This is a genomic window from Klebsiella michiganensis (assembly GCF_015139575.1).
Lineage (GTDB): Bacteria > Pseudomonadota > Gammaproteobacteria > Enterobacterales > Enterobacteriaceae > Klebsiella > Klebsiella michiganensis.
Genome location: NZ_AP022547.1, coordinates 847,507 through 867,511, shown reverse-complemented (window position 1 = coordinate 867,511; position 20,005 = coordinate 847,507). Strand labels below are relative to the sequence as shown.

The following is a 20,005-nucleotide window of genomic DNA, read 5'->3' as shown; positions in this document are numbered from 1 at the left end:
GGCGGGCGCGGCCTTTCTGGTACACTAAGCGCAAAGTCACAGCAAGAATTGAGACGTTTCCGCGATGAACATAGGTCTTTTTTACGGTTCCAGCACCTGCTACACCGAAATGGCGGCGGAAAAAATCCGCGATATTATCGGCCCTGAACTGGTCACGCTGCACAACCTGAAAGATGATTCCCCTGCCCTGATGACGCAATACGATGTGCTGATCCTCGGCATTCCAACCTGGGATTTCGGCGAGATCCAGGAGGACTGGGAGGCGGTCTGGCAGCAGCTCGATACGCTGGATCTGCAGGGTAAAATCGTCGCGCTGTACGGCATGGGCGACCAGCTAGGCTACGGCGAATGGTTCCTTGATGCGCTCGGCATGCTGCACGATAAGCTGGCGACCAAAGGGGTTAAGTTTATCGGCTACTGGCCTACTGAAGGCTATGAATTCACCAGCCCGAAACCGGTCATTGCCGATGGGCAGCTGTTCGTTGGCCTGGCGCTTGATGAAACGAACCAGTACGACCTGAGCGATGAGCGCATTCAGAACTGGTGCGAGCAAATCCTCGGTGAAATGGCTGAGCAGTTCTCCTGAGTCCTTGCCTACTCTTGCGTCGGTTTTAGCAACACCAGCCGACGCAGGTCTCGCCATTCTCCCGCGTCCATGCTATCCGCCGCGACCCACAAATGCTGGGTTCGTTGGTTTTCCGTATTCCGCAGGCGCAGCAGCATTCCGCTGTTAATCACCCACGGGGTGCCGATGATATCCCACTCCGCCTTTTGCCAGCGCAGACGGGAGTCGATCAGCAGCTTGATTTCTCCCTGACGGGCATGGATCCGCCGCTGGCTGCGCACGCAGTCGAACACCACCAGCGACAGCAGTATCAGCCACAGCGGGGTATAGCTCAGCGGCCAGGGCATCAGCAGCACCAGCGCCGCCACCACGCCGTGCATCAGCAGCGAAAACCACTGCGCTCGCCACGAGATGCGTAAATCAGATTGCCACAGGACCACGTTCCCGATTCCGTGTCTGAATTAATTTTACCATCCGCTGCAGTTCTGCATCAGCCGGCTCGCCATGATTCATCAACCAGTTGAACAGATCCGGATCGTCGTTTTCCAGCAGGCGGATGAATAACGCTTTGTCGCCATCGCTGAGCGTGTCGTACTCATGCTCGAAAAACGGCATGATGGAGATATCGAGTTCACGCATACCTCGACGGCATGCCCAGTGGATGCGGGCTTTATTGTTAATGTCCATGTTTTACTTCCTGCTTATAAATATCTCTTAGTTTAACCCGTTTTCGGCGCTGACTTCACTGGAATATCAAGTTTCGCGAGCGCTATTCCATGAAAACCCTAAAATAATCAGGCCATTTATTATTTCGCTGGTTTCAGCGCCCCGTTTTTGAGGGCACGAATGGCCTGTCAAAAGCGCTTGCATTGCACCATAGCTCTTTTACCATTAGTCACACACTCTGCGTTAAGCTATTCAGGATATGACTATGGCTTTTACACCTTTTCCTCCGCGTCAGCCTTCCTCTTCCGCTCGTCTGCCGTTAACGCTGATGACGCTGGACGACTGGGCGCTGGCGACGATTACCGGTCCGGATGGCGAAAAATATCTGCAGGGGCAGATTACCGCCGACGTCAGCCACCTGACCGACGAGCAGCATCTGCTTGCCGCGCATTGTGACGCCAAGGGCAAGATGTGGAGCAACCTGCGCGTTTTCCGCCGCAACGAGGGTTTTGCGTGGATTGAGCGCCGCAGTCTGCGCGATGCGCAGCTGACCGAACTGAAAAAATACGCGGTGTTCTCTAAAGTGACCATCGCCGCCGATGATGAATCCGTACTGCTGGGCGTTGCCGGGTTTCAGGCGCGCGCTGCGCTGTCGCCGCTGTTTAGTGAGCTGCCGAACGCCGAGAAACAGGTTGTCAGCGAAGGTGCCACCAGCGTGCTGTGGTTTGCGCATCCGGCCGAGCGTTTCCTGCTGGTGACCGATGTGGCAACCGCCACCCGCATCACCGATGCGCTACGCGGTGAAGCGCAGCTCAACAACAGCCAGCAGTGGCTGGCGCTGAATATTGAAGCCGGGCTGCCGGTTATCGACAGCGCCAACAGCGCGCAGTTTATTCCGCAGGCCACCAACCTACAGGCGCTGGGCGGCATCAGCTTTAAGAAAGGCTGCTATACCGGCCAGGAGATGGTTGCCCGCGCTAAATTCCGCGGCGCCAACAAGCACGCCCTGTGGTATCTGGCGGGAACAGCCAGCCGCGTACCTGAGGCCGGGGAAGACCTGGAGCTGAAGATGGGTGAAAACTGGCGCCGAACCGGCACCGTTTTAGCGGCCGTGCAGCTGGACGACGGTCGCCTGCTGGTACAGGTGGTGATGAATAACGATATGGAGCCGGACAGCGTGTTTCGCGTCCGCGATGATGCCGGTAGCCTGAGCATCGAGCCGCTGCCGTATTCGCTGGAAGAGAGTTAAAGCGATATTCCCTGCCGCCTTCTCCCCGGAGGCGGCAATCACGCCTGTCTGGGCTACCCCACCCGCAAACCACGAAACACCCGCGGCCGCGCGCTTTGCGCAAATGCGCCATCTCTGGCCCAGGCCACTTTCTTGCGTAGAAGAATAGTGTATGTTCTGAACAATCATTTATTTCTTAAGCGGTAAAAGAGATGAGACGGATTGAGGTCATACTGGGGGAACTGGAGCGATTAACTCGCGGGCTGAATCTTGCGGATCTGGAACAGGAAACGGCATTTACGGCGGAAGCCATCGGCTTTAACCTCGGGCTTGCGCGCAACTCGGTCAGCAAAGACCTCAATCAGTTATGGAACGACGGCCTGGCGATTAAGAGCAGAGGACGCCCCGTGTTCTTTTGGCACCGCCAGGCAATGGAAACGCTGCTGGGGCGCAGACTGAATGATGCCGAATGTGAAGTGCGCACGGTTGCCGACCTTCTGCCGCATCAGGAAGGTTGCTCAACGGATGACCCCTTCAGCGGCCTGATTGGCTACGATCGCAGCCTCCGTGATGCGGTGGAAAAAGGCCGCGCAGCGGTGCTTTATCCTCACGGGCTCCACGTATTGCTGACCGGCCCCTCCGGAGTAGGTAAAACTTTCTTTGCCGAGCTGATGCACCGTTTTGCCTGCGAGCATGCGGCGGGTTCTCCCCCGCCGCTGGTCTACTTTAACTGCGCCGAGTATGCGCATAACCCGGAGCTGCTCTCTTCGCATTTGTTCGGCCATCGGCAGGGCGCATTTACCGGCGCCAGTGAGAATAAAGCCGGTCTGGTGGAGCAGGCGGACGGCGGATATCTGCTGCTTGATGAGGTGCACCGCCTGCCGTATGAAGGACAGGAAAAACTCTTCTCCATTCTCGACAAAGGCCAATATCGCCCGCTCGGTTCAAGCGCCACGGCGCGGTCCATCACGGTGCGCTTGATTTGCGCCACCACCGAACCGGTCAGCTCAGCCCTGCTGCGAACCTTCCAGAGGCGCACCCAGGTCTGTATCGATCTCCCCGGGATCCGTCAGCGCTCGGTGGAAGAACAGGTGGAACTTATTGTCGGTTTTCTCCAGCGCGAGAGCCGCAAAATTGAGCGTACGGTCAGTATCGACAAAACGCTGTTGCTCTGGCTGCTGAATAAACCGCTGGAAGGCAATATCGGCCAGCTCAAAAGCGATATCCAGTTTCTTTGCGCCCAGGCGTGGGCCGCGGGAATGACCGAGCATAACGACACGCTCCAGCTGGATAAACGGCTGGTAGAAGTGCCGTTCAACGCCACCCCGGAACAGCGTCTGCTGGTCGATACCTTGTTTGACGGCCAGGATCGGCTAAGCGTCGATGCGCGCACGTTGCCCGCATTGAAAACCTCTCTGGCGACAGGAGCAGAGATCGAAGAAAGCGATCTGTTTTACAGCTTCCTGACCCGCGAATACTTCAACCTGCGCAATAGCAACGTCCCACCGGCTGAGACGCTGGCGATCCTCAAAAACAAACTCAGTTCTATCTTTGAATATGGCCTCTACAGCCGCGACAGCGTGGCCCATCCGCCGCGCTATGGCGATCGGATTGAAGAGCGGGTGACCCTGCTGATTGGCTGTGTGGAACAGGTGCTGGGCTTTACGCTGCCAGAAAACCTGATGAATCCGCTGCGTAAACACTTTCTGGCGCTGATTGGCTACGTGCAGCGCGGGCTGATCCCGCAGCTCTACTCCTCCAGCCTGATCCTCGACCGCTGCAAAGACGAGTATGAAAACGCGACTCTGCTGTGCCGGAAAATCAACGAGCTGCTGCATATTCAGTGCCCGGCGACGGAGGTCGTCTGGCTATGTCTGTTCCTGAAAGAGTGCCGCCATTATCGCCAGCGGATCGACGCCAGTCCCGACTGCGGCGTCATTTTAATCGCCCACGGCACAACGACGGCGACCAGTCAGGCGCAGTACGTCAACCGGGTGCTGGAGCGCGAGCTGTTCAGCGCCATCGATATGCCCTTTGAGCAGTCGGTGCATGACACGCTGGAAACGCTAACCCAGCGGATCCAGAGCCAACGCTACCGGCGGCTGATTCTGATGGTGGATATCGGCTCGCTGGTGCATTTTGGCAGCACCATCAGCAAGCTATTCCAGATTGACGTCCTGTTAATGCCCAATATTACGCTGACCAGTCTGCTGGAGCTGGGTCTGGATTTAAGCTATGAAACCAGCGAGCTACCGCAGCTGGCGGAATTACTGCAGAGTAAAAATATCCCCTGTCAGCTCTGTACTCCGCAGCAGGAGAACGGCGGTAAGGTGCTGGTGATCTCCTGCATTACCGGCATGGGAACCGCAGAGAAAATCAAAAAAGTGCTGGAGGAAAGTTTTGGCGAGCTGATGTCGCAGGATACGCGAATGGTGATCCTCGATTACAACGAGGTTCGCAGCCTGGAGCGCGTTCAGCAGTCGCTGCTGGCCGGTGAGCGACTGGCGGGGATTGTCGGCACCTTCCAGCCGGGACTGCCGGATATTCCGTTTATCTCGCTTGAAGAGCTGTTCTCCGAGCAGGGGCCGGAACTGGTGCTCAGCCTGCTCACGCCGGACCTCTCAAGCAGTGAGCGCCGTCTGGAGATGGAGCGCAGCGCGATGCGCTTCATCAGCGCGCTGACCATGGAAAGCATCATCAACCATATTTCGGTACTCAATCCCCAGCGCATTCTCAAAGAGATGGAGGGGGTGTTTAACCATTTAACCACCTCGCTTTCGCTGAAACCCAGCCGCCAGGTGACACTGCGCTTCCTGATCCACTGCTGTTGCATGGTCGAGCGTATCGTAATTAACCGGAAACCGTTACAGATGTCGCTGGAGAGCCAGCCCGCGCTGGACGTCCGCGCGTTTAGTGTCATTAAATCCGCCTTCCAGCCGATCGAAGAGGCTTATGCCATTCGTTTATCCGACGCGGAATATTTTTATATCTACCAACTGTTGTATCGCTGATTCCTTAACTGGCGTGGCTTTACGCCGCGCCTGCCCCTCTTCGCCCCCCATGTGACACAAATTCTGGCACAGCCTTTGCTCTTATTACGTATATCAACGTAATAGCGCCAGGAGGCCATTTTGATTACCACTGAACCTTTGTCCCAGATCCTGCTGCTGACCCATGGCGGCTGGGGACAACAGCTCTGCAACAGCCTGTGCATGGTGACGGGCGAAATTAAAGGCGTAACGGAAATCGCCCTGATGCCCGTCGATACCTTGGGCGAGTTTTATCAGCGCGTAGAAGCCGTCGTGAAAACCCTGCCCGAAGGCTCGCTTATTCTGACCGATTTTATTGGCGGGACCACCTCTAACGTGGCCGCGCGGCTAAGCGCCGATTATCCGGTGGCGGTGATTTCCGGACTGAATGCCTCGCTGCTGCTGGAGGCCCTGGACAAGCGGGAACAGGGGCCGCTATCCGCCTGCGTAGCTGAATTAGTGGAAGCCGCGCGCAGCAGCTGTCTGGACGTTGTCGCCCACGTTCGGCAATTACAACAATCACAATAAGGAAAAAATATCATGGCTAACATCGTGTTATGTCGCATCGACAGCCGCCTCATTCATGGACAAGTGGTGACGAAGTGGGTCGGACAATCCCAGGCCAACCGGATTGCGGTAGTGAGTGATGAGCTGGACGCCGATCCGTTTATGAAAAATATCTATCTGATGGCGGCACCGCCAAACATCAAAGTGGATTGCTACAGCAATCAGAGCTTTGCCGCATCATGGAAAGAAAACCAGCTTGGCGACGGCAGCGTGCTGGTGCTGTTCCCCTCTCTCGCGGCGATTCAGGAAGCCGTACAGCTCGGGTTTGATGTTTCCGCCATTCAGGTTGGTGGCTTAGGCGGCGGGCCGAACCGCAAGGTCGTTTTCCAGAACATCACGTTGGATGAAAAAGACGTTGGCATTCTTCACGACCTGAAAAGTCGAGGGATTAAGGCGGTCTTCCAGACTATCCCGGAAGATAAGCCGCAGTCGCTGGACGATATCCTGAAAAAATTCTAACCATTTAACATACACAAAATCATTCTGGATGCATCGAGGCGGCAACTGAGTGAATCCCCTGGAGCTTACTTAAGTAAGTGACTGGGGTGAGCGAAGGCAGCCAACAAAGAGGCAGCCTGAAAGATGAAGTGTACAGGAAAAAACTATGGATACTTTAGTCTTCGCAAGCCTGATGGGGTTGTATTACTGGTTTGCCCGCTTACGCCTTGGCTACACCTTCTCCGCCATGCTGTTACAACCTGTTGTAATCGCCGTTTTTGTCGGCCTGCTGTTGGGCAATATGGAAACGGCGATGATTATTGGCGCTGGCATGCAGCTGGTTTACCTCGGCGTGACCTCAACGCCTGGCGGTAACGTGCCGTCAGATCCGGCGCTGGCGGCCTGCATCTCGATTCCTATTGCCGTAAAAGCCGGAATGGATCCGAACCTGGCCATCGCGCTGGCCATCCCGTTTGGCGTGATCGGCGTATTCCTTGACCAGCTCAGACGCACGCTGAACGCCGCGTGGGTGCATATGGCGGATAAACACGCGGAAACGGCCAACATGGGCGGTATTATGCGCTGCGCGTTCCTCTACCCGGCGTTGCTCGGCCTGGTGCTGCGTTTCCCGGTGGTGTTTGCTGCCAACTATTTTGGCCAGGACGTGGTAGAGAGCTTCCTCAAGCTGATGCCGCACTGGTTGACCCACTCCTTTGAAATTATGGGCGGCATTCTGCCGGCGCTGGGCTTTGCCATCACCATCATGGTGATCGGTAAGAAGAGCCTGCTGCCGTGGTTTATCGGCGGATTCTTTGCGGTGCTGTACCTGAAGGTGGACATTATGGCGATGGCAATCTTTGGTACCTGCGTGGCCTTCCTGATTAAGGGCCTGGCGAAAAATGAAGGAGCAGCATGATGAGCAGCGATGTAATGCAGCATGAACTGGTGGAGCGCGCGCGGGAGAACGGCACGCTGACCAAAGCGGACATCACCAAAGCCTGGTTTATTTACTGGCTGGGTGCAGAAGTTTCCAGCTCCTATGAGCGTTTACAAAGCCTGATTTTCTGCGCCTCAATGACGCCGATTATCAAAAAACTCTACCCGCAAAAAGAAGAGCAGGTGGAGGCGCTAAAACGCCATCTGAACTTCTTCAACTCTGAGCAGACCTTTGGCGCGGTGATTCAGGGGATCTCGATTGCGATGGAGGAGCAGAAAACCCGCGGTGAACCGATTAGCGACGCTTCTATCACCGGGATTAAAACCGGGCTGATGGGGCCGCTGGCCGGAATGGGGGACTCCATCATCTGGGCGGCCGTCATGCCGTTGCTGATTGCGATTTTCATCCCGTTCGCCGCCAGCGGCAGCGCGATGGGCGGCATTGTGCCCTTAATTCTCTATCCGGCCATTACGCTGGCGATCAGCTACGGCATGGTGCACAAAGGCTACACGCTGGGACGCGACTCAATCATCGGTCTGCTCCAGGGAGGGCGAATTAAGGAGCTTATCTACGGCGCGAACGTGCTGGGCCTGATAATGATGGGCGCGCTCTCCGCAAGCTACGTCAAAATAACGACCCCCTTAAAGCTCAGCGCGCTGAAGGGCTCGGAGGTGGTGGTCCAGCAAATCCTCGACTCTATCGCGCCCGGCCTGTTGCCGCTGGCGGCGGTATTTGCCATCTACTTCTATCTGGTGAAGAAAGGGCCGCGCTACACCACCATTCTGCTGTCAATTGTCGCGCTCAGCGTGGTCTGTTCGCTGCTGGGAGTGCTGTAAACCATGACGCAGAATATCTATCAACAGCTGGGGTTAAAACAGGTGATTAACGCCTGCGGCAAAATGACGATTCTGGGCGTTTCCAGCGTGGCACCGGAGGTGATGCAGGCAACGGCGCGGGCGGCATCGGCCTTTGTGGAAATCGACAGGCTGGTAGACCGAACCGGCGAGCGGGTCTCCCGCTTTACCGGCGCGGAGGACAGCTATATCACCTCCTGCGCCTCGGCGGGAATCGCCATCGCCGTGGCCGCCGCGATTACCCATGGCGACCAGGCGCGAGTGATGCAGATGCCGGACAGTCGCGGTATGGCCAACGAAGTCGTCATGCTCCGCGGGCATAACGTCGATTACGGCGCGCCCATCACCAGCGCGATTCGCTTAGGCGGTGGGCGCGTTGTGGAGGTCGGTTCAAGCAATCTGGCGGCGCGCTGGCAGCTGGAGAGCGCGATCTCTACCAGCACCGCCGCCCTGCTGTATGTGAAATCACACCACTGCGTGCAAAAAGGGATGTTGAGTATCGAGGATTTCGTGCAGGTCGCACAGACTCACAACCTGCCGCTGATTGTCGATGCCGCCGCCGAGGAGGATTTACGCGTCTGGGCGGCGAGCGGAGCGGACATGGTTATCTATAGCGGGGCAAAAGCGTTTAACGCGCCCACCTCCGGATTCATTACCGGGAAAAAACAGTGGATAGCGGCGTGTAAGGCGCAGCATCACGGTATTGCCCGGGCGATGAAAATCGGCAAGGAGAATATGGTCGGTCTGGTTTATGCGCTGGAACACTATCATCAGGGGCTGAAGGGGGTCACAGCCGAGGAACTCCTGCCCGTCGCGAAAGCGATCTCAGCGATAAACGGCTTACAAGCCGATATTGAGCAGGATGAAGCCGGACGCGCTATCTGGCGTATCCGCATTCAGGTGAATGCCCAGGCGCTGGGCCTGGATGCCCGCGAAGTCGAAGCACAGCTGCGCAACGGCGATATCGCCATTTACGCCCGGCGCTATAACCTCCATCAGGGGGTTTTTAGCCTGGACCCACGAACGGTAGCCGAGGGTGAAATGAGCCTGATCGTGGCGCGCCTAAAGGAGATTGCAGACCATGCAGCAAATTAATTTTTACCGTCAACGCGTCGCGATTAACGTGCTGGCGAAAGATATCGCCAACGCCCGGGACATTTATGATGCCGCCGAAGGCCATGCGGCGATTGGCGTCCTCTCGGCACAGTTTGCCTCCGTGGAAGAAGGTGTTCAGGAGGTAAAACGCTGGATGGCGGAGATACCCTCCATCTCCGTAGGCCTGGGCGCCGGCGATCCTGCGCAGTATTACAAAGCGGCGATGATCGCGTCAGCGCTTCACCCGGCGCACGTTAATCAGACCTTTACCGGCAGCGGGTTTGCCGCAGGGGCGCTGGCGGCTACGGGCGGGCAGCAGACCTGCATTAACGCGCTGGTCAGCCCGACGGGAACCCCTGGCGAGGTTCTGATCTCCACCGGCGTCAGCAGCTGTCAGGGCACGCCGGCCCGCGTCTCCTGCGATGCGGCGGTACGCATGATGCAGGACATGGGGGCCCATGCGGCGAAGTTTTTCCCCATGGGCGGCGAAAAGTCGTTACCGGAGCTGTATATGCTGGCGACCACGGCAGCCCGTAACGGGATGACGTTAATCGAACCAACCGGCGGAATCGATCTCGATAACTTTGGCATTATTTTGCAAAGCTGTCTGGAAGCAGGCGTACCTCGCGTGATGCCCCATGTTTACAGCTCGATAATCGACCCGCAAACCGGCAATACCCGGCCAGAAGATATCCGCAGATTAATGGATATCGTGAAAGCCGTGGTCTGAATAAAAGCACCGGGCCGTAGCCCAGGCAGGCAAGCCATCACCAACGGAGAATGTCCCGGAGGCGGCGCTGGCGCGCCATGTCCGGGCTACCAGCCCTCAGACGACGGTGAACCTGTAGCCCGGCTAAGCGTAGCGCGAGCCGGGAGATTTCGCGAAATTTAAACCTGCCCGACGTACAAATAAATGGCCAGGAAGTGGCACACGCTGCCGCCCAGGACAAAACCGTGCCAGATAGCGTGGTTGTACGGAATACGTTTGCAGACGTAGAAAATAACCCCCAGCGAATAGACCACGCCACCCACGGCAAGCAGCGTCACGCCGCCCACCGCCAGCTTAATCGCCAGCTGATAAACGACGATCAGCGACAGCCAGCCCATGGTCAGGTAGGTCACTAAAGAGAGGATCTTAAAACGATGCGCAATGGTCAGCTTAAACAGGATCCCCAGTAGCGCCAGGCTCCAGATGACGATCATCAGCCCACGCGATAGCGGCGAATTTAGCCCCACCAGCAGAAACGGCGTGTAGGTCCCGGCAATCAGCAAATAGATGGCGCAGTGGTCGAATTTTTTCAGCCACAGCTTAGCCCGCTGATGCGGAATCGCGTGATAGAGGGTCGAGGCGAGGAACAGCAAAATCATGCTGCCGCCGTACAGGCTGTAGCTGGTAATGGCCGTGGCGCCGGCGTTGCTGTCCACCGCCTGCACCAGCAGCAGCACCAGACCGACGATACCGAACACCAGCCCAATCCCGTGACTGACGCTGTTGGCAATTTCCTCTGCCAGAGAATATCCCTGTGTGATTAACGATTTGCGAACCATATTTGACTCCGAAAACAAGTACGCTTTCAATGCACACTTAGGTTAACTGAGAATGATTCCAGTGAACACCTGTTCGCTAAAATAAAAAGATGAATATTTATGAACAGTATAAAATCAATAGGTTACATAAAAATTTCAACTAACAGACGTTCACTATTTAATTAAAGCTTTTCGAATTCAATAACATAAAACTGCTTTTCTTCAGGATAGATCTCCGCAATCACCTCACGCAGCTGCGCCAGGGTCATATTCTCCTGCTGCGCGTGCAGTTCACTCAGCGTATCCAGCGTCACCGTTGAGGTGGCCACCACGCGAATGGTGCAAAAATAGCCGTCATCTTCATAGCGGCCAACGCGCAGCACATCACCCGTTTTAAAGTGTGATTCAGCCGCATCGCGGAGGGTAATGGTTTTGCGTCCGGCGAGGATGTCGTCCTGAAAACGCTGAAAAAAGGTTATGTCATTTGGCTGCATGATATCATTCCGTCCTGGTCATTATGAATTGTGAGTTTGCCACTGTGAGTATCTTCTCCCACGCCGCTATCGCCAGTCTCAATAATCTTGAGATGATGGTCTATCACTACGTCATTAAAAATCGCGACAAAGTGATGTACATGACCATCCGCGAGCTGGCGGAAGCGGCCGGAGTCTCCACGACTACCGTTTTGCGCTTCTGTCGCAAGCTGCAGTGCGAAGGCTACTCGGAGTTTCGCGTACGCTTTAAATTATATCTGGAGCAGAATGAGCCTCAACAGGCAAATATCGGCGCCAGCGAAATAATGAGCTTTTTTAAAAGCGTTAATAACGATGAATTTGACCAGCTGCTTGAGCAGGCGGTCGATATTATTCTGTCTTCAGAACGTATTATTTTTGTTGGCGCCGGCACCTCCGGCGCGCTGGCAAAATATGGCGCGCGTTTCTTTTCTAACGTCGGGAAATTCAGTAACCATATCGACGACCCTTATTTCCCGGTGACCAATGATATGGCGCGTAATGCGCTGGCCATCGTGCTGTCGGTCTCCGGCGAAACCGAAGAGATCCTGCGCTTCGCCAGCCAGTTCAGCCTGCACCGCTGTAAAGTGATGTCCATCACCAGCCACGAGCACTCGCGGCTGGCAAAGCTTGCCGACTTTAATCTCTCCTGGCACGTTCCGCAAACGCGCATCGGCGGCGTCTATGACATTACCACCCAGATCCCGGTCATTTATATTCTGGAAACGCTTGGGCGTAAATTAGCGCGCAAACTCGCCTGAAAATAACAGGGTGTTTTTTCGATGTAACAAATTCCATTCCGGGCAAATTGTTATATCGTGACATTTATATTCCCTTTGTTAGACTCGCAGCCAACAAGTCATTAAGACGAGATGAGCAAAGATGAAGAAAATTCCTTTACCAAAAGACTTTTTATGGGGTGGCGCCGTCGCCGCGCACCAGGTTGAAGGCGGCTGGAATAAAGACGGCAAAGGCCCGAGCATCTGCGACGTGCTTACCGGCGGCGCGCACGGCGTGCCGCGCGAGATAACCCAGCAGGTAGAGCCGGGCAAGTACTATCCGAACCACGAAGCCATCGATTTCCACGGCCGCTACAAAGAAGACATCAAGCTGTTCGCCGAGATGGGCTTCAAGTGCTTCCGCACCTCTATCGCCTGGACGCGCATCTTCCCGCTGGGCGACGAAAGCCAGCCGAATGAAGAAGGGCTGAAATTCTACGATGACATGTTCGATGAACTGCTGAAGTACAACATCGAACCGGTTATTACCCTCTCCCACTTTGAGATGCCGCTGCATCTGGTTCAGCAGTACGGCGGCTGGACCAACCGCAAAGTGGTCGATTTCTTTGTGCGCTTCGCCGAAGTGGTCTTCGAGCGCTATAAGCACAAAGTGAAATACTGGATGACCTTTAACGAGATCAACAACCAGCGTAACTGGCGCGCGCCGCTGTTTGGCTACTGCTGCTCCGGCGTGGTCTATACCGAGCATGAAAACCCGGAAGAGACCATGTACCAGGTGCTGCACCATCAGTTTGTCGCCAGCGCGCTGGCGGTGAAGGCAGCGCGTCAAATCAATCCGGAGATGCAGGTGGGCTGCATGCTGGCAATGGTCGCCCTCTATCCGTTCTCCTGCAAGCCGGAAGACGTGATGTTTGCCCAGGAATCAATGCGTGAACGCTACGTCTTTACCGACGTCCAGCTGCGCGGCTACTACCCGAGCTACGTCCTGAACGAATGGGAACGCCGCGGCTTCAATATCAACATGGAGGACGGCGATGCGCAAATCCTGCGCGAAGGCACCTGCGCGTATCTCGGCTTCAGCTACTACATGACCAACGCGGTGAAAGCGGAAGGCGGCACCGGCGACGCGATCTCCGGCTTTGAAGGCAGCGTGCCCAACCCGCACGTCAAAGCCTCCGACTGGGGCTGGCAGATTGACCCGGTCGGCCTGCGCTATGCGCTGTGTGAACTGTATGAGCGCTACCAGAAGCCGCTGTTTATCGTCGAAAACGGCTTCGGCGCGTACGATAAAGTCGAGGAAGACGGCAGCATCAACGACGACTATCGCATCGACTATCTGCGCGCTCACGTCGAAGAGATGATCAAAGCGGTGACTTACGACGGCGTTGAGCTAATGGGCTATACCCCGTGGGGCTGCATCGACTGCGTCTCCTTCACGACCGGTCAGTACAGCAAGCGCTACGGCTTTATCTACGTCAACAAACATGACGATGGTACCGGCGATATGTCCCGCTCGCGCAAGAAGAGCTTTAACTGGTACAAAGAGGTTATCGCCAGCAACGGCGAGAAACTGTAATCATCTTGCCCCTTTCCAGCCTGAAGGGGGCAAAACTTCCCACAAAACAGACACTTCTTTACAGCTTTAGCATTGCTAACCCACGCTCAGCCGATAAGATAAACCACATCAATCGTTGAGTCGCTGACGCTGACTTCGTGAATCAACGCCGCACGCTGCCGGCCTTTCCGGCGCATCACAATGTAGAAAAATGATGCTAAACGTCTTCAGACAGATCCTGATATGGCTGCTGATTGTCGCCGCCGTCAGCCTGGCGGTGGATTACCTGCGCAGGCCCGCGCTGCCGCAGAATTTCTCCAGCATGCCGCTGCAAACGCTTGATGGCCGAACGGTCGATCTGGCGGCAATGAGCCACGAGCGCCCTTTGCTGCTGTACGTCTGGGCCACCTGGTGCGGCGTTTGCCGCTATACCACCCCGTCGGTGGCCGCTTTAGCCAACGATGGCGGCAATGTGATGACGGTAGCGCTACGCTCCGGCGACAACGCCGCTCTGGCACGATGGCTGGCGCATAAAAAAATGGCGCTGCCGACGATCAATGACGCCAGCGGTCAGCTATCCCAACGGTGGGAGGTGCAGGTCACGCCGACCCTTATCGTTATCTCGCGCGGCGAGGTGAAGTCAGTCACCACCGGCTGGACCAGCGGCTGGGGGATGCGCCTGCGGCTGTGGCTGGCGTCGTAGCGCATTTCCCTGCTTGCGCTGCGCTTAGCAGGGCCAGGGATGGGGTGAGGTAAACAGATTTTGTATCCCGGGCAAGGCGTTAGCCCCCCCGGAAACGAGTTGCCGATTATCTCCCGCCCGCCAGCTCCAGAAAGCTGCCGGTCACGTAGGAAGCCTTCTCACTCAGCAGCCAGACGATGGCCTGAGCCACCTCCTCCGGCTGCCCGCCGCGCCGCATGGGCAACATCGACTTCACGCGATCCACGCGCCCCGGTTCACCGCCGCTGGCGTGCATGTCGGTATAAATTAAGCCGGGGCGCACGCCGTTAACCCGAATCCCCTGCGCCGCCACCTCCAGCGACAGGCCGGTGGTCAGAGTATCAACCGCGCCCTTTGACGCGGCATAATCCACATACTCCCCCGGCGCCCCGAGGCGCGATGCCGCGGACGACACATTCACAATCGCCCCGCCCTTACCGCCGTGCTTGTGCGACATCCGCTTTACCGCCTCCCGGCAGCAGAGGAAGTAGCCGGTCACGTTGGTGGCCAGCACCCGGTTAATCCGCTCCGCGCAAAGGCTTTCAATCGTCCCCTGGGTAAATAAAATGCCGGCGTTATTGACCAGCGCGGCGAGCGGTTCGCCGAGGCGATCGATAGCGGTAAACATCGCCATCACCTGCGCTTCATCGCTGACGTCCGCCCGTAGCGCAACGGCTTTGCCACCGCTGGCGATAATTTCGTTCACCACGCCGGTCGCGGCAGCGCTATTTTGATGGTAATTCACCGCCACGGTATAGCCTTCCTGCGCCAGCAGCAGCGCCGTCGCTTTACCTATTCCCCGGCTGCCGCCCGTCACCAGTGCTATCGTCATGCCATTCTCCCAAAAAATAAAGGCGCCGCAGCGCCTTTAAAAGATAGTCTAATCAGCAGATTACTGGTATTCGCTCATCGGCACGCAGGAGCAGAACAGATTACGGTCGCCGTAAACATCGTCCAGACGCTTAACGGTCGGCCAGTACTTATTGTTCAGCCCCGCCGGGAAGACCGCCAGTTCACGGGTGTACGGATGGTTCCACTCGCTCACCAGTTCACCCTGAGTATGCGGCGCGTTCACCAGCGGGTTATCCTCCAGCGGCCATTCACCGCCTTTCACGCGGTCGATCTCGCCGCGAATCGCCAGCATCGCATCGATAAAGCGGTCCAGCTCCACTTTGCTTTCCGATTCGGTCGGTTCCACCATCAGCGTGCCGGCAACCGGGAAGGACATGGTCGGAGCGTGGAAACCAAAATCAATCAGTCGCTTGGCAATATCCAGCTCGCTGATGCCGGTCTCTTCTTTCAGCGGACGAATATCCAGAATACATTCGTGCGCCACGCGACCGTCGCGGCCGGTATACAGCACCGGGAACGCGTCTTTCAGCCGGGTAGCGATGTAGTTGGCGTTCAGAATCGCCATCTGGCTCGCCTGTTTCAGCCCCTCTGCGCCCATCATACGGATATACATCCAGCTGATCGGCAGAATGGAGGCGCTGCCGAACGGCGCGGCGGAAACCGCGCCCTGACGGGTCAGCATGCCTTCAATTTGCACCACGCTGTGGCCCGGCACAAACGGTGCCAGATGCGATTTCACGCCAATCGGCCCCATACCCGGGCCGCCGCCGCCGTGCGGAATGCAGAAGGTTTTATGCAGGTTGAGGTGCGAGACGTCCGCGCCGATAAAGCCCGGAGAGGTAATGCCGACCTGGGCGTTCATGTTCGCGCCGTCAAGGTAAACCTGGCCGCCAAACTGATGCACCACTTCGCACACTTCGCGAATAGTCTCTTCATAAACGCCGTGGGTGGACGGATAGGTCACCATGATGCAGGAGAGGTTCGCCGCATGCTGCTCGGCTTTCGCCCGCAGATCCGCCAGGTCGATGTTGCCATTTTTATCGCAGGCGACCACCACTACCTGCATTCCCGCCATCTGCGCGGAAGCCGGGTTGGTGCCGTGCGCAGAGCTTGGGATCAGGCAGATATCGCGATGCCCTTCGTTGCGGCTCTCGTGGTAATGGCGAATCGCCAGCAGGCCCGCGTATTCGCCCTGCGCGCCGGAGTTCGGCTGCATGCAGACCGCATCATAGCCGGTCAGCTTAACCAGCCAGTCGGAGAGCTGGGCAATCATCTGATGATAGCCTTCGGCCTGATCAACCGGGCAGAACGGATGCAGTTCGGCGAATTCCGGCCAGGTGATCGGGATCATCTCCGCGGCGGCATTCAGCTTCATGGTGCAGGAGCCCAGCGGGATCATCGCCTGGTTCAGCGCCAGATCCTTACGCTCCAGCGCGTGCATATAGCGCATCATCTCGGTTTCGCTGTGGTAGCGGTTGAACACCGGATGAGTGAGGATCGCATCGTCACGCAGCATGCTGGCCGGGATCGAACGGCTGTCCAGGGCCACGTCTTTATCCAGCGTGTCGATATCCAGGCCGTGATCGTCGCCCACGATGGCGCGGAACAGGTTCAGGACGTCTTCGCGCGTGGTGGCTTCATCGAGCGTGATCCCGACGGCGTGATGAATATCGCTGCGCAGGTTGATCTGCAGCGCTTCCGCCCGCGCCAGCACAGCGGCTTTATCGGCGACGTCCACGCACAGGGTATCGAAGTAGTGCGCATGGCGGAGCTTAAGGCCTTTTTTCTGCAGGCCATCGGCGAGAATATCGGTCAGGCGATGAATACGGCTGGCGATACGCTTCAGCCCAGCCGGGCCGTGGAACACGGCGTACAGGCTGGCAATATTGGCCAGCAGCACCTGGGAGGTACAGATATTAGAGTTCGCTTTCTCGCGGCGAATATGCTGCTCGCGCGTCTGCATCGCCATGCGCAGCGCGGTATTACCCGCCGCATCTTTCGATACGCCGATAATACGGCCCGGCATGGAGCGTTTGAATTCATCTTTTGCGGCAAAAAACGCCGCGTGCGGGCCGCCGTAGCCCATCGGTACGCCGAAGCGCTGGGCGGAGCCAAACACAATGTCCGCGCCCTGCTTGCCCGGGGCAGTCAGCAAAACCAGGGCCATAAAATCGGCCGCGACGCTGACAATCACTTTGCGCGCTTTCAGGTCAGCTATCAGTTTGCTGTAATCGTGAACCTCGCCGGTGGTGCCTACCTGCTGCAGCAGTACGCCAAAGACGTCCTGATGGTCGAGCGCTTTTTCCGCATCATCGACAATCACATCGAAACCAAAGGTTTCCGCGCGGGTGCGCACCACGTCCAGCGTCTGCGGATGAACGTCGGCGGCGACGAAGAAGCGGTTGGCGTTTTTCAGTTTGCTTACGCGTTTGGCCATGGCCATCGCTTCCGCGGCGGCGGTGGCTTCGTCCAGCAGCGAGGCCGAGGCGATATCGAGCCCGGTCAGGTCGAGGGTCACCTGCTGGAAATTCAGCAGTGATTCCAGGCGCCCCTGGGAAACCTCCGGCTGATAAGGCGTATAGGCGGTATACCAGCCCGGATTTTCCAGCATGTTGCGCTGAATCACCGGCGGCAGCTGCACGGCGGTGTAGCCCATGCCAATGTACGACTTGAAGCGCTTGTTACGACCGGCGATCGCCTTCAGTTCCGCCAGCGCGGCGAATTCCGTGGTTGCTTCGCCCACCTGCGGCGGCGTTGCCAGCTGGATATCCTGCGGCACAATCTGGCCAATCAGGGCGTTAAGCGAATCGGCGCCAACGGTTTTCAGCATCTCCTGCTGCTGCCGGGCATCCGGGCCGATGTGACGTTCAATAAAGGCGTCACGGTTTTCAAGCTGGCCTAAAGTCTGGGTCATGAGCGATGGTTCCTGAACGTGCGGTGAATCGTGATTGTCTGACGGGTTTGCCCGGCGAGCACTGACGCTAACCGGGCCAGAAGACGCAAATCATTCGCGTTGCAGGAAGCCAACGCCCCTGCCACGTGAAGGATGAAGCGTATTTATTCGTCTTCTAACAGAGCTTCATATGCGGTCGCATCCAGCAGCGCGGCAACCTGAGCTTCATCGCTGGCTTTGATTTTAAAGATCCAGCCGCCGGCGTACGGCTCGCTGTTGACCAGCTCAGGGGAGTCGTTCAGCTCTTCATTGACGGCAACAATTTCGCCGCTAATCGGCGCGTAGATATCGGAAGCGGCTTTGACGGATTCGGCAACCGCGCAGTCGGCGCCCGCTTCTACGGCGGCGCCCACTTCCGGCAGGTCAACGAAAACCATATCGCCAAGCAGCTCCTGCGCGTGCTCGGTGATACCGACGGTATAGGTGCCGTCCGCTTCTTTACGCAGCCATTCGTGTTCTTTGCTGTATTTCAGTTCTGCTGGTACGTTGCTCATCAATTCATCTCCAAATGGGAAATCACGCCACGGCTTTGCCGTTGCGTACAAAAACGGGTTTCGTCACTTTGACCGGCATTTCGCGATTGCGAATCTGTACCACGGCGGTTTCACCGATGCCTTCCGGTACGCGCGCTAAGGCAATACTGTAGCCCAGCGTCGGGGAGAAGGTGCCGCTGGTGATAATGCCTTCTTTCTGATTGCCATCGGCATCGCTGAAGCGCACCGGCAGGCCGCCGCGCAGGACGCCTTTCTCGGTCATCACCAGGCCGACCAGCTGTTCGGTGCCTTTTTCACGCTGGAGTTCCAGCGCTTCACGCCCGATAAAATCACGGTCAGCCGGTTCCCAGGCAATGGTCCAGCCCATGTTAGCCGCCAGCGGAGAGACGCCTTCGTCCATCTCCTGGCCATAAAGATTCATGCCCGCTTCCAGGCGCAGCGTATCGCGCGCGCCAAGGCCGCACGGCTTAACGCCCGCGTCCAGCAGGCCGCGCCAGAAATCCACCGCCTGCTCGTTCGGCAGCGCGATTTCATAACCCGCTTCACCGGTATAGCCGGTAGTCGCAATAAACAGATCGCCCGCCTGCACGCCAAAGAACGGCTTCATGCCTTCCACGGCCTGGCGCTGCGCGTCGGTAAACAGCGTCGCCGCTTTCTCTTTCGCCTTTGGACCCTGTACGGCGATCAGGGATAGATCGTCACGCACGGTTATCTCAAGACCATAGGATTCAGACTGCTGGGTGATCCAGGCGAGGTCTTTTTCACGGGTGGCGGAGTTAACAACGAGGCGGAAATAGTCTTCAGAAAGGAAATAAACAATCAGGTCATCAATGACGCCGCCGGAGGCGGTCAGCATGCCGCTATAGAGCGCTTTGCCCGGCACGGTGAGCTTCGCCACGTCGTTAGCCAGCAGATAGCGCAGGAACTCGCGGATTCGGCTGCCGTGAAAATCGACGATGGTCATGTGCGACACGTCGAACATTCCGGCATCACCGCGCACCGCATGATGCTCATCGATCTGGGATCCGTAATGCAGCGGCATCATCCAGCCATGGAAATCCACCATGCGCGCGCCGCATAGCGTGTGTTGTTCAAACAACGGAGTCTGTTGAGCCATCTTTTCCTCATCGAATAAAACGGAACCAGCCACGATTTTTGGCGTTTTTTGCGCCGCGAAAAACGCCGCCAGCATCGCTAAAGGACGCCGACGCAAACGTTCTCTTTGGCCTGAACTTACCACCGATATCCGCACTAAACCATAAGCCTGGTCAG

General features: G+C 57.1%; 20 protein-coding genes. 12 read left to right on the top strand and 8 right to left on the bottom strand.

Annotation, left to right across the window (positions count from 1 at the left end; translation table 11 throughout):
- Positions 1-64: 64 nt before the first annotated feature.
- Positions 65-586 carry a flavodoxin FldB gene (gene fldB, locus JLG71_RS04195; RefSeq protein ID WP_014226792.1) on the top strand — a complete coding sequence of 174 codons (522 nt, stop codon included), beginning with the start codon at positions 65-67 and terminating at the stop codon, positions 584-586.
- 8 nt (positions 587-594) lie between these two features.
- On the opposite strand, the gene JLG71_RS04190 is transcribed toward fldB, so the two are convergent.
- Together JLG71_RS04190 and sdhE are read right to left on the bottom strand one after the other, a co-directional pair.
- The gene (locus JLG71_RS04190; protein ID WP_004854060.1) at positions 595-1,005 is read right to left on the bottom strand and encodes a protein YgfX; all 411 of its coding nucleotides are present in this window, start codon (positions 1,003-1,005) and stop codon (positions 595-597) included.
- The gene (sdhE, locus tag JLG71_RS04185) at positions 986-1,252 is read right to left on the bottom strand and encodes an FAD assembly factor SdhE (protein WP_004124953.1); all 267 of its coding nucleotides are present in this window, start codon (positions 1,250-1,252) and stop codon (positions 986-988) included. Before sdhE ends, JLG71_RS04190 begins: the two co-directional genes overlap by 20 nt.
- 244 nt (positions 1,253-1,496) lie before the next feature.
- On the opposite strand from sdhE, the gene ygfZ reads away from it, so the two are divergent.
- The 8 genes from ygfZ to dagF all read left to right on the top strand — a co-directional run bounded on the left by ygfZ (position 1,497) and on the right by dagF (position 10,109).
- Positions 1,497-2,480 (top strand): tRNA-modifying protein YgfZ, encoded by a 984-nt coding sequence (ygfZ, locus tag JLG71_RS04180; RefSeq protein ID WP_200913988.1) that lies wholly within the window; start codon positions 1,497-1,499, stop codon positions 2,478-2,480.
- 191 nt (positions 2,481-2,671) lie between these two features.
- Entirely contained in the window at positions 2,672-5,470 is a 2,799-nt protein-coding gene (gene dagR, locus JLG71_RS04175; RefSeq protein ID WP_200913987.1) for a transcriptional regulator DagR, read from the top strand.
- A gap of 120 nt (positions 5,471-5,590) precedes the next feature.
- Positions 5,591-6,016, top strand: a complete 426-nt coding sequence (locus JLG71_RS04170; protein ID WP_004854067.1) for a PTS sugar transporter subunit IIA — start codon at positions 5,591-5,593, stop codon at positions 6,014-6,016.
- 12 nt (positions 6,017-6,028) lie between these two features.
- Positions 6,029-6,514: a PTS system mannose/fructose/N-acetylgalactosamine-transporter subunit IIB gene (locus JLG71_RS04165; protein WP_004854068.1), complete on the top strand. Its 486-nt coding sequence runs from the start codon at positions 6,029-6,031 to the stop codon at positions 6,512-6,514.
- Positions 6,515-6,659: 145 nt separating this feature from the next.
- Positions 6,660-7,409, top strand: coding sequence for a PTS mannose/fructose/sorbose/N-acetylgalactosamine transporter subunit IIC (locus tag JLG71_RS04160; protein ID WP_004124968.1), 750 nt, complete (start codon positions 6,660-6,662; stop codon positions 7,407-7,409).
- Complete coding sequence (locus JLG71_RS04155; RefSeq protein WP_014839507.1) at positions 7,406-8,266, top strand: PTS system mannose/fructose/sorbose family transporter subunit IID; 861 nt, start codon at positions 7,406-7,408, stop codon at positions 8,264-8,266. The genes JLG71_RS04160 and JLG71_RS04155 overlap by 4 nt, the downstream gene beginning before the upstream one ends.
- Before the next feature lie 3 nt (positions 8,267-8,269).
- Positions 8,270-9,379 (top strand): D-glucosaminate-6-phosphate ammonia lyase, encoded by a 1,110-nt coding sequence (gene dgaE, locus JLG71_RS04150; protein ID WP_200913986.1) that lies wholly within the window; start codon positions 8,270-8,272, stop codon positions 9,377-9,379.
- Positions 9,366-10,109, top strand: coding sequence for a 2-dehydro-3-deoxy-phosphogluconate aldolase (gene dagF, locus JLG71_RS04145; protein WP_032693811.1), 744 nt, complete (start codon positions 9,366-9,368; stop codon positions 10,107-10,109). The genes dgaE and dagF overlap by 14 nt, the downstream gene beginning before the upstream one ends.
- Before the next feature lie 158 nt (positions 10,110-10,267).
- On the opposite strand, the gene trhA is transcribed toward dagF, so the two are convergent.
- Both trhA and yqfB read right to left on the bottom strand, forming a co-directional pair.
- Entirely contained in the window at positions 10,268-10,927 is a 660-nt protein-coding gene (gene trhA / locus JLG71_RS04140) for a PAQR family membrane homeostasis protein TrhA (protein WP_014839509.1), read from the bottom strand.
- 161 nt (positions 10,928-11,088) lie between these two features.
- Positions 11,089-11,400 carry a N(4)-acetylcytidine aminohydrolase gene (gene yqfB, locus JLG71_RS04135; RefSeq protein ID WP_032720089.1) on the bottom strand — a complete coding sequence of 104 codons (312 nt, stop codon included), beginning with the start codon at positions 11,398-11,400 and terminating at the stop codon, positions 11,089-11,091.
- Positions 11,401-11,450: 50 nt separating this feature from the next.
- Between yqfB and JLG71_RS04130 the strand changes: the two genes are divergently transcribed.
- The 3 genes from JLG71_RS04130 to JLG71_RS04120 all read left to right on the top strand — a co-directional run bounded on the left by JLG71_RS04130 (position 11,451) and on the right by JLG71_RS04120 (position 14,416).
- A complete protein-coding gene (locus JLG71_RS04130; protein ID WP_025105967.1) occupies positions 11,451-12,179 on the top strand; it encodes a MurR/RpiR family transcriptional regulator in 729 nt (242 codons plus the stop codon).
- Positions 12,180-12,300: 121 nt separating this feature from the next.
- A complete protein-coding gene (gene bglA / locus JLG71_RS04125) occupies positions 12,301-13,734 on the top strand; it encodes a 6-phospho-beta-glucosidase BglA (protein WP_025105966.1) in 1,434 nt (477 codons plus the stop codon).
- Positions 13,735-13,924: 190 nt separating this feature from the next.
- The gene (locus JLG71_RS04120) at positions 13,925-14,416 is read left to right on the top strand and encodes a protein disulfide oxidoreductase (RefSeq protein ID WP_004854083.1); all 492 of its coding nucleotides are present in this window, start codon (positions 13,925-13,927) and stop codon (positions 14,414-14,416) included.
- A gap of 106 nt (positions 14,417-14,522) precedes the next feature.
- Here JLG71_RS04120 and JLG71_RS04115 read toward each other — a convergent pair whose 3' ends face one another.
- The 4 genes from JLG71_RS04115 to gcvT all read right to left on the bottom strand — a co-directional run bounded on the left by JLG71_RS04115 (position 14,523) and on the right by gcvT (position 19,850).
- The gene (locus tag JLG71_RS04115; protein ID WP_025105965.1) at positions 14,523-15,266 is read right to left on the bottom strand and encodes an SDR family oxidoreductase; all 744 of its coding nucleotides are present in this window, start codon (positions 15,264-15,266) and stop codon (positions 14,523-14,525) included.
- Between the two features lie 60 nt (positions 15,267-15,326).
- A complete protein-coding gene (gene gcvP / locus JLG71_RS04110) occupies positions 15,327-18,200 on the bottom strand; it encodes an aminomethyl-transferring glycine dehydrogenase (protein WP_014226805.1) in 2,874 nt (957 codons plus the stop codon).
- Positions 18,201-18,343: 143 nt separating this feature from the next.
- Positions 18,344-18,733 carry a glycine cleavage system protein GcvH gene (gene gcvH / locus JLG71_RS04105; protein WP_004854088.1) on the bottom strand — a complete coding sequence of 130 codons (390 nt, stop codon included), beginning with the start codon at positions 18,731-18,733 and terminating at the stop codon, positions 18,344-18,346.
- Between the two features lie 22 nt (positions 18,734-18,755).
- Positions 18,756-19,850 (bottom strand): glycine cleavage system aminomethyltransferase GcvT, encoded by a 1,095-nt coding sequence (gene gcvT, locus JLG71_RS04100; protein WP_025105964.1) that lies wholly within the window; start codon positions 19,848-19,850, stop codon positions 18,756-18,758.
- Between the last annotated feature and the right edge of the window lie 155 nt (positions 19,851-20,005).

What these genes read in the sequence shown, in the direction of transcription:
- fldB (WP_014226792.1), top strand. Translation starts at nt 65, where the DNA reads ATGAACATAGGTCTTTTTTACGGTTCCAGCACCTGCTACACCGAAATG.
- sdhE (WP_004124953.1), bottom strand. Translation starts at nt 1,252, where the DNA reads ATGGACATTAACAATAAAGCCCGCATCCACTGGGCATGCCGTCGAGGT.
- ygfZ (WP_200913988.1), top strand. Translation starts at nt 1,497, where the DNA reads ATGGCTTTTACACCTTTTCCTCCGCGTCAGCCTTCCTCTTCCGCTCGT.
- dagR (WP_200913987.1), top strand. Translation starts at nt 2,672, where the DNA reads ATGAGACGGATTGAGGTCATACTGGGGGAACTGGAGCGATTAACTCGC.
- JLG71_RS04165 (WP_004854068.1), top strand. Translation starts at nt 6,029, where the DNA reads ATGGCTAACATCGTGTTATGTCGCATCGACAGCCGCCTCATTCATGGA.
- JLG71_RS04160 (WP_004124968.1), top strand. Translation starts at nt 6,660, where the DNA reads ATGGATACTTTAGTCTTCGCAAGCCTGATGGGGTTGTATTACTGGTTT.
- JLG71_RS04155 (WP_014839507.1), top strand. Translation starts at nt 7,406, where the DNA reads ATGATGAGCAGCGATGTAATGCAGCATGAACTGGTGGAGCGCGCGCGG.
- dgaE (WP_200913986.1), top strand. Translation starts at nt 8,270, where the DNA reads ATGACGCAGAATATCTATCAACAGCTGGGGTTAAAACAGGTGATTAAC.
- dagF (WP_032693811.1), top strand. Translation starts at nt 9,366, where the DNA reads ATGCAGCAAATTAATTTTTACCGTCAACGCGTCGCGATTAACGTGCTG.
- trhA (WP_014839509.1), bottom strand. Translation starts at nt 10,927, where the DNA reads ATGGTTCGCAAATCGTTAATCACACAGGGATATTCTCTGGCAGAGGAA.
- yqfB (WP_032720089.1), bottom strand. Translation starts at nt 11,400, where the DNA reads ATGCAGCCAAATGACATAACCTTTTTTCAGCGTTTTCAGGACGACATC.
- bglA (WP_025105966.1), top strand. Translation starts at nt 12,301, where the DNA reads ATGAAGAAAATTCCTTTACCAAAAGACTTTTTATGGGGTGGCGCCGTC.
- JLG71_RS04120 (WP_004854083.1), top strand. Translation starts at nt 13,925, where the DNA reads ATGATGCTAAACGTCTTCAGACAGATCCTGATATGGCTGCTGATTGTC.
- JLG71_RS04115 (WP_025105965.1), bottom strand. Translation starts at nt 15,266, where the DNA reads ATGACGATAGCACTGGTGACGGGCGGCAGCCGGGGAATAGGTAAAGCG.
- gcvP (WP_014226805.1), bottom strand. Translation starts at nt 18,200, where the DNA reads ATGACCCAGACTTTAGGCCAGCTTGAAAACCGTGACGCCTTTATTGAA.
- gcvH (WP_004854088.1), bottom strand. Translation starts at nt 18,733, where the DNA reads ATGAGCAACGTACCAGCAGAACTGAAATACAGCAAAGAACACGAATGG.
- gcvT (WP_025105964.1), bottom strand. Translation starts at nt 19,850, where the DNA reads ATGGCTCAACAGACTCCGTTGTTTGAACAACACACGCTATGCGGCGCG.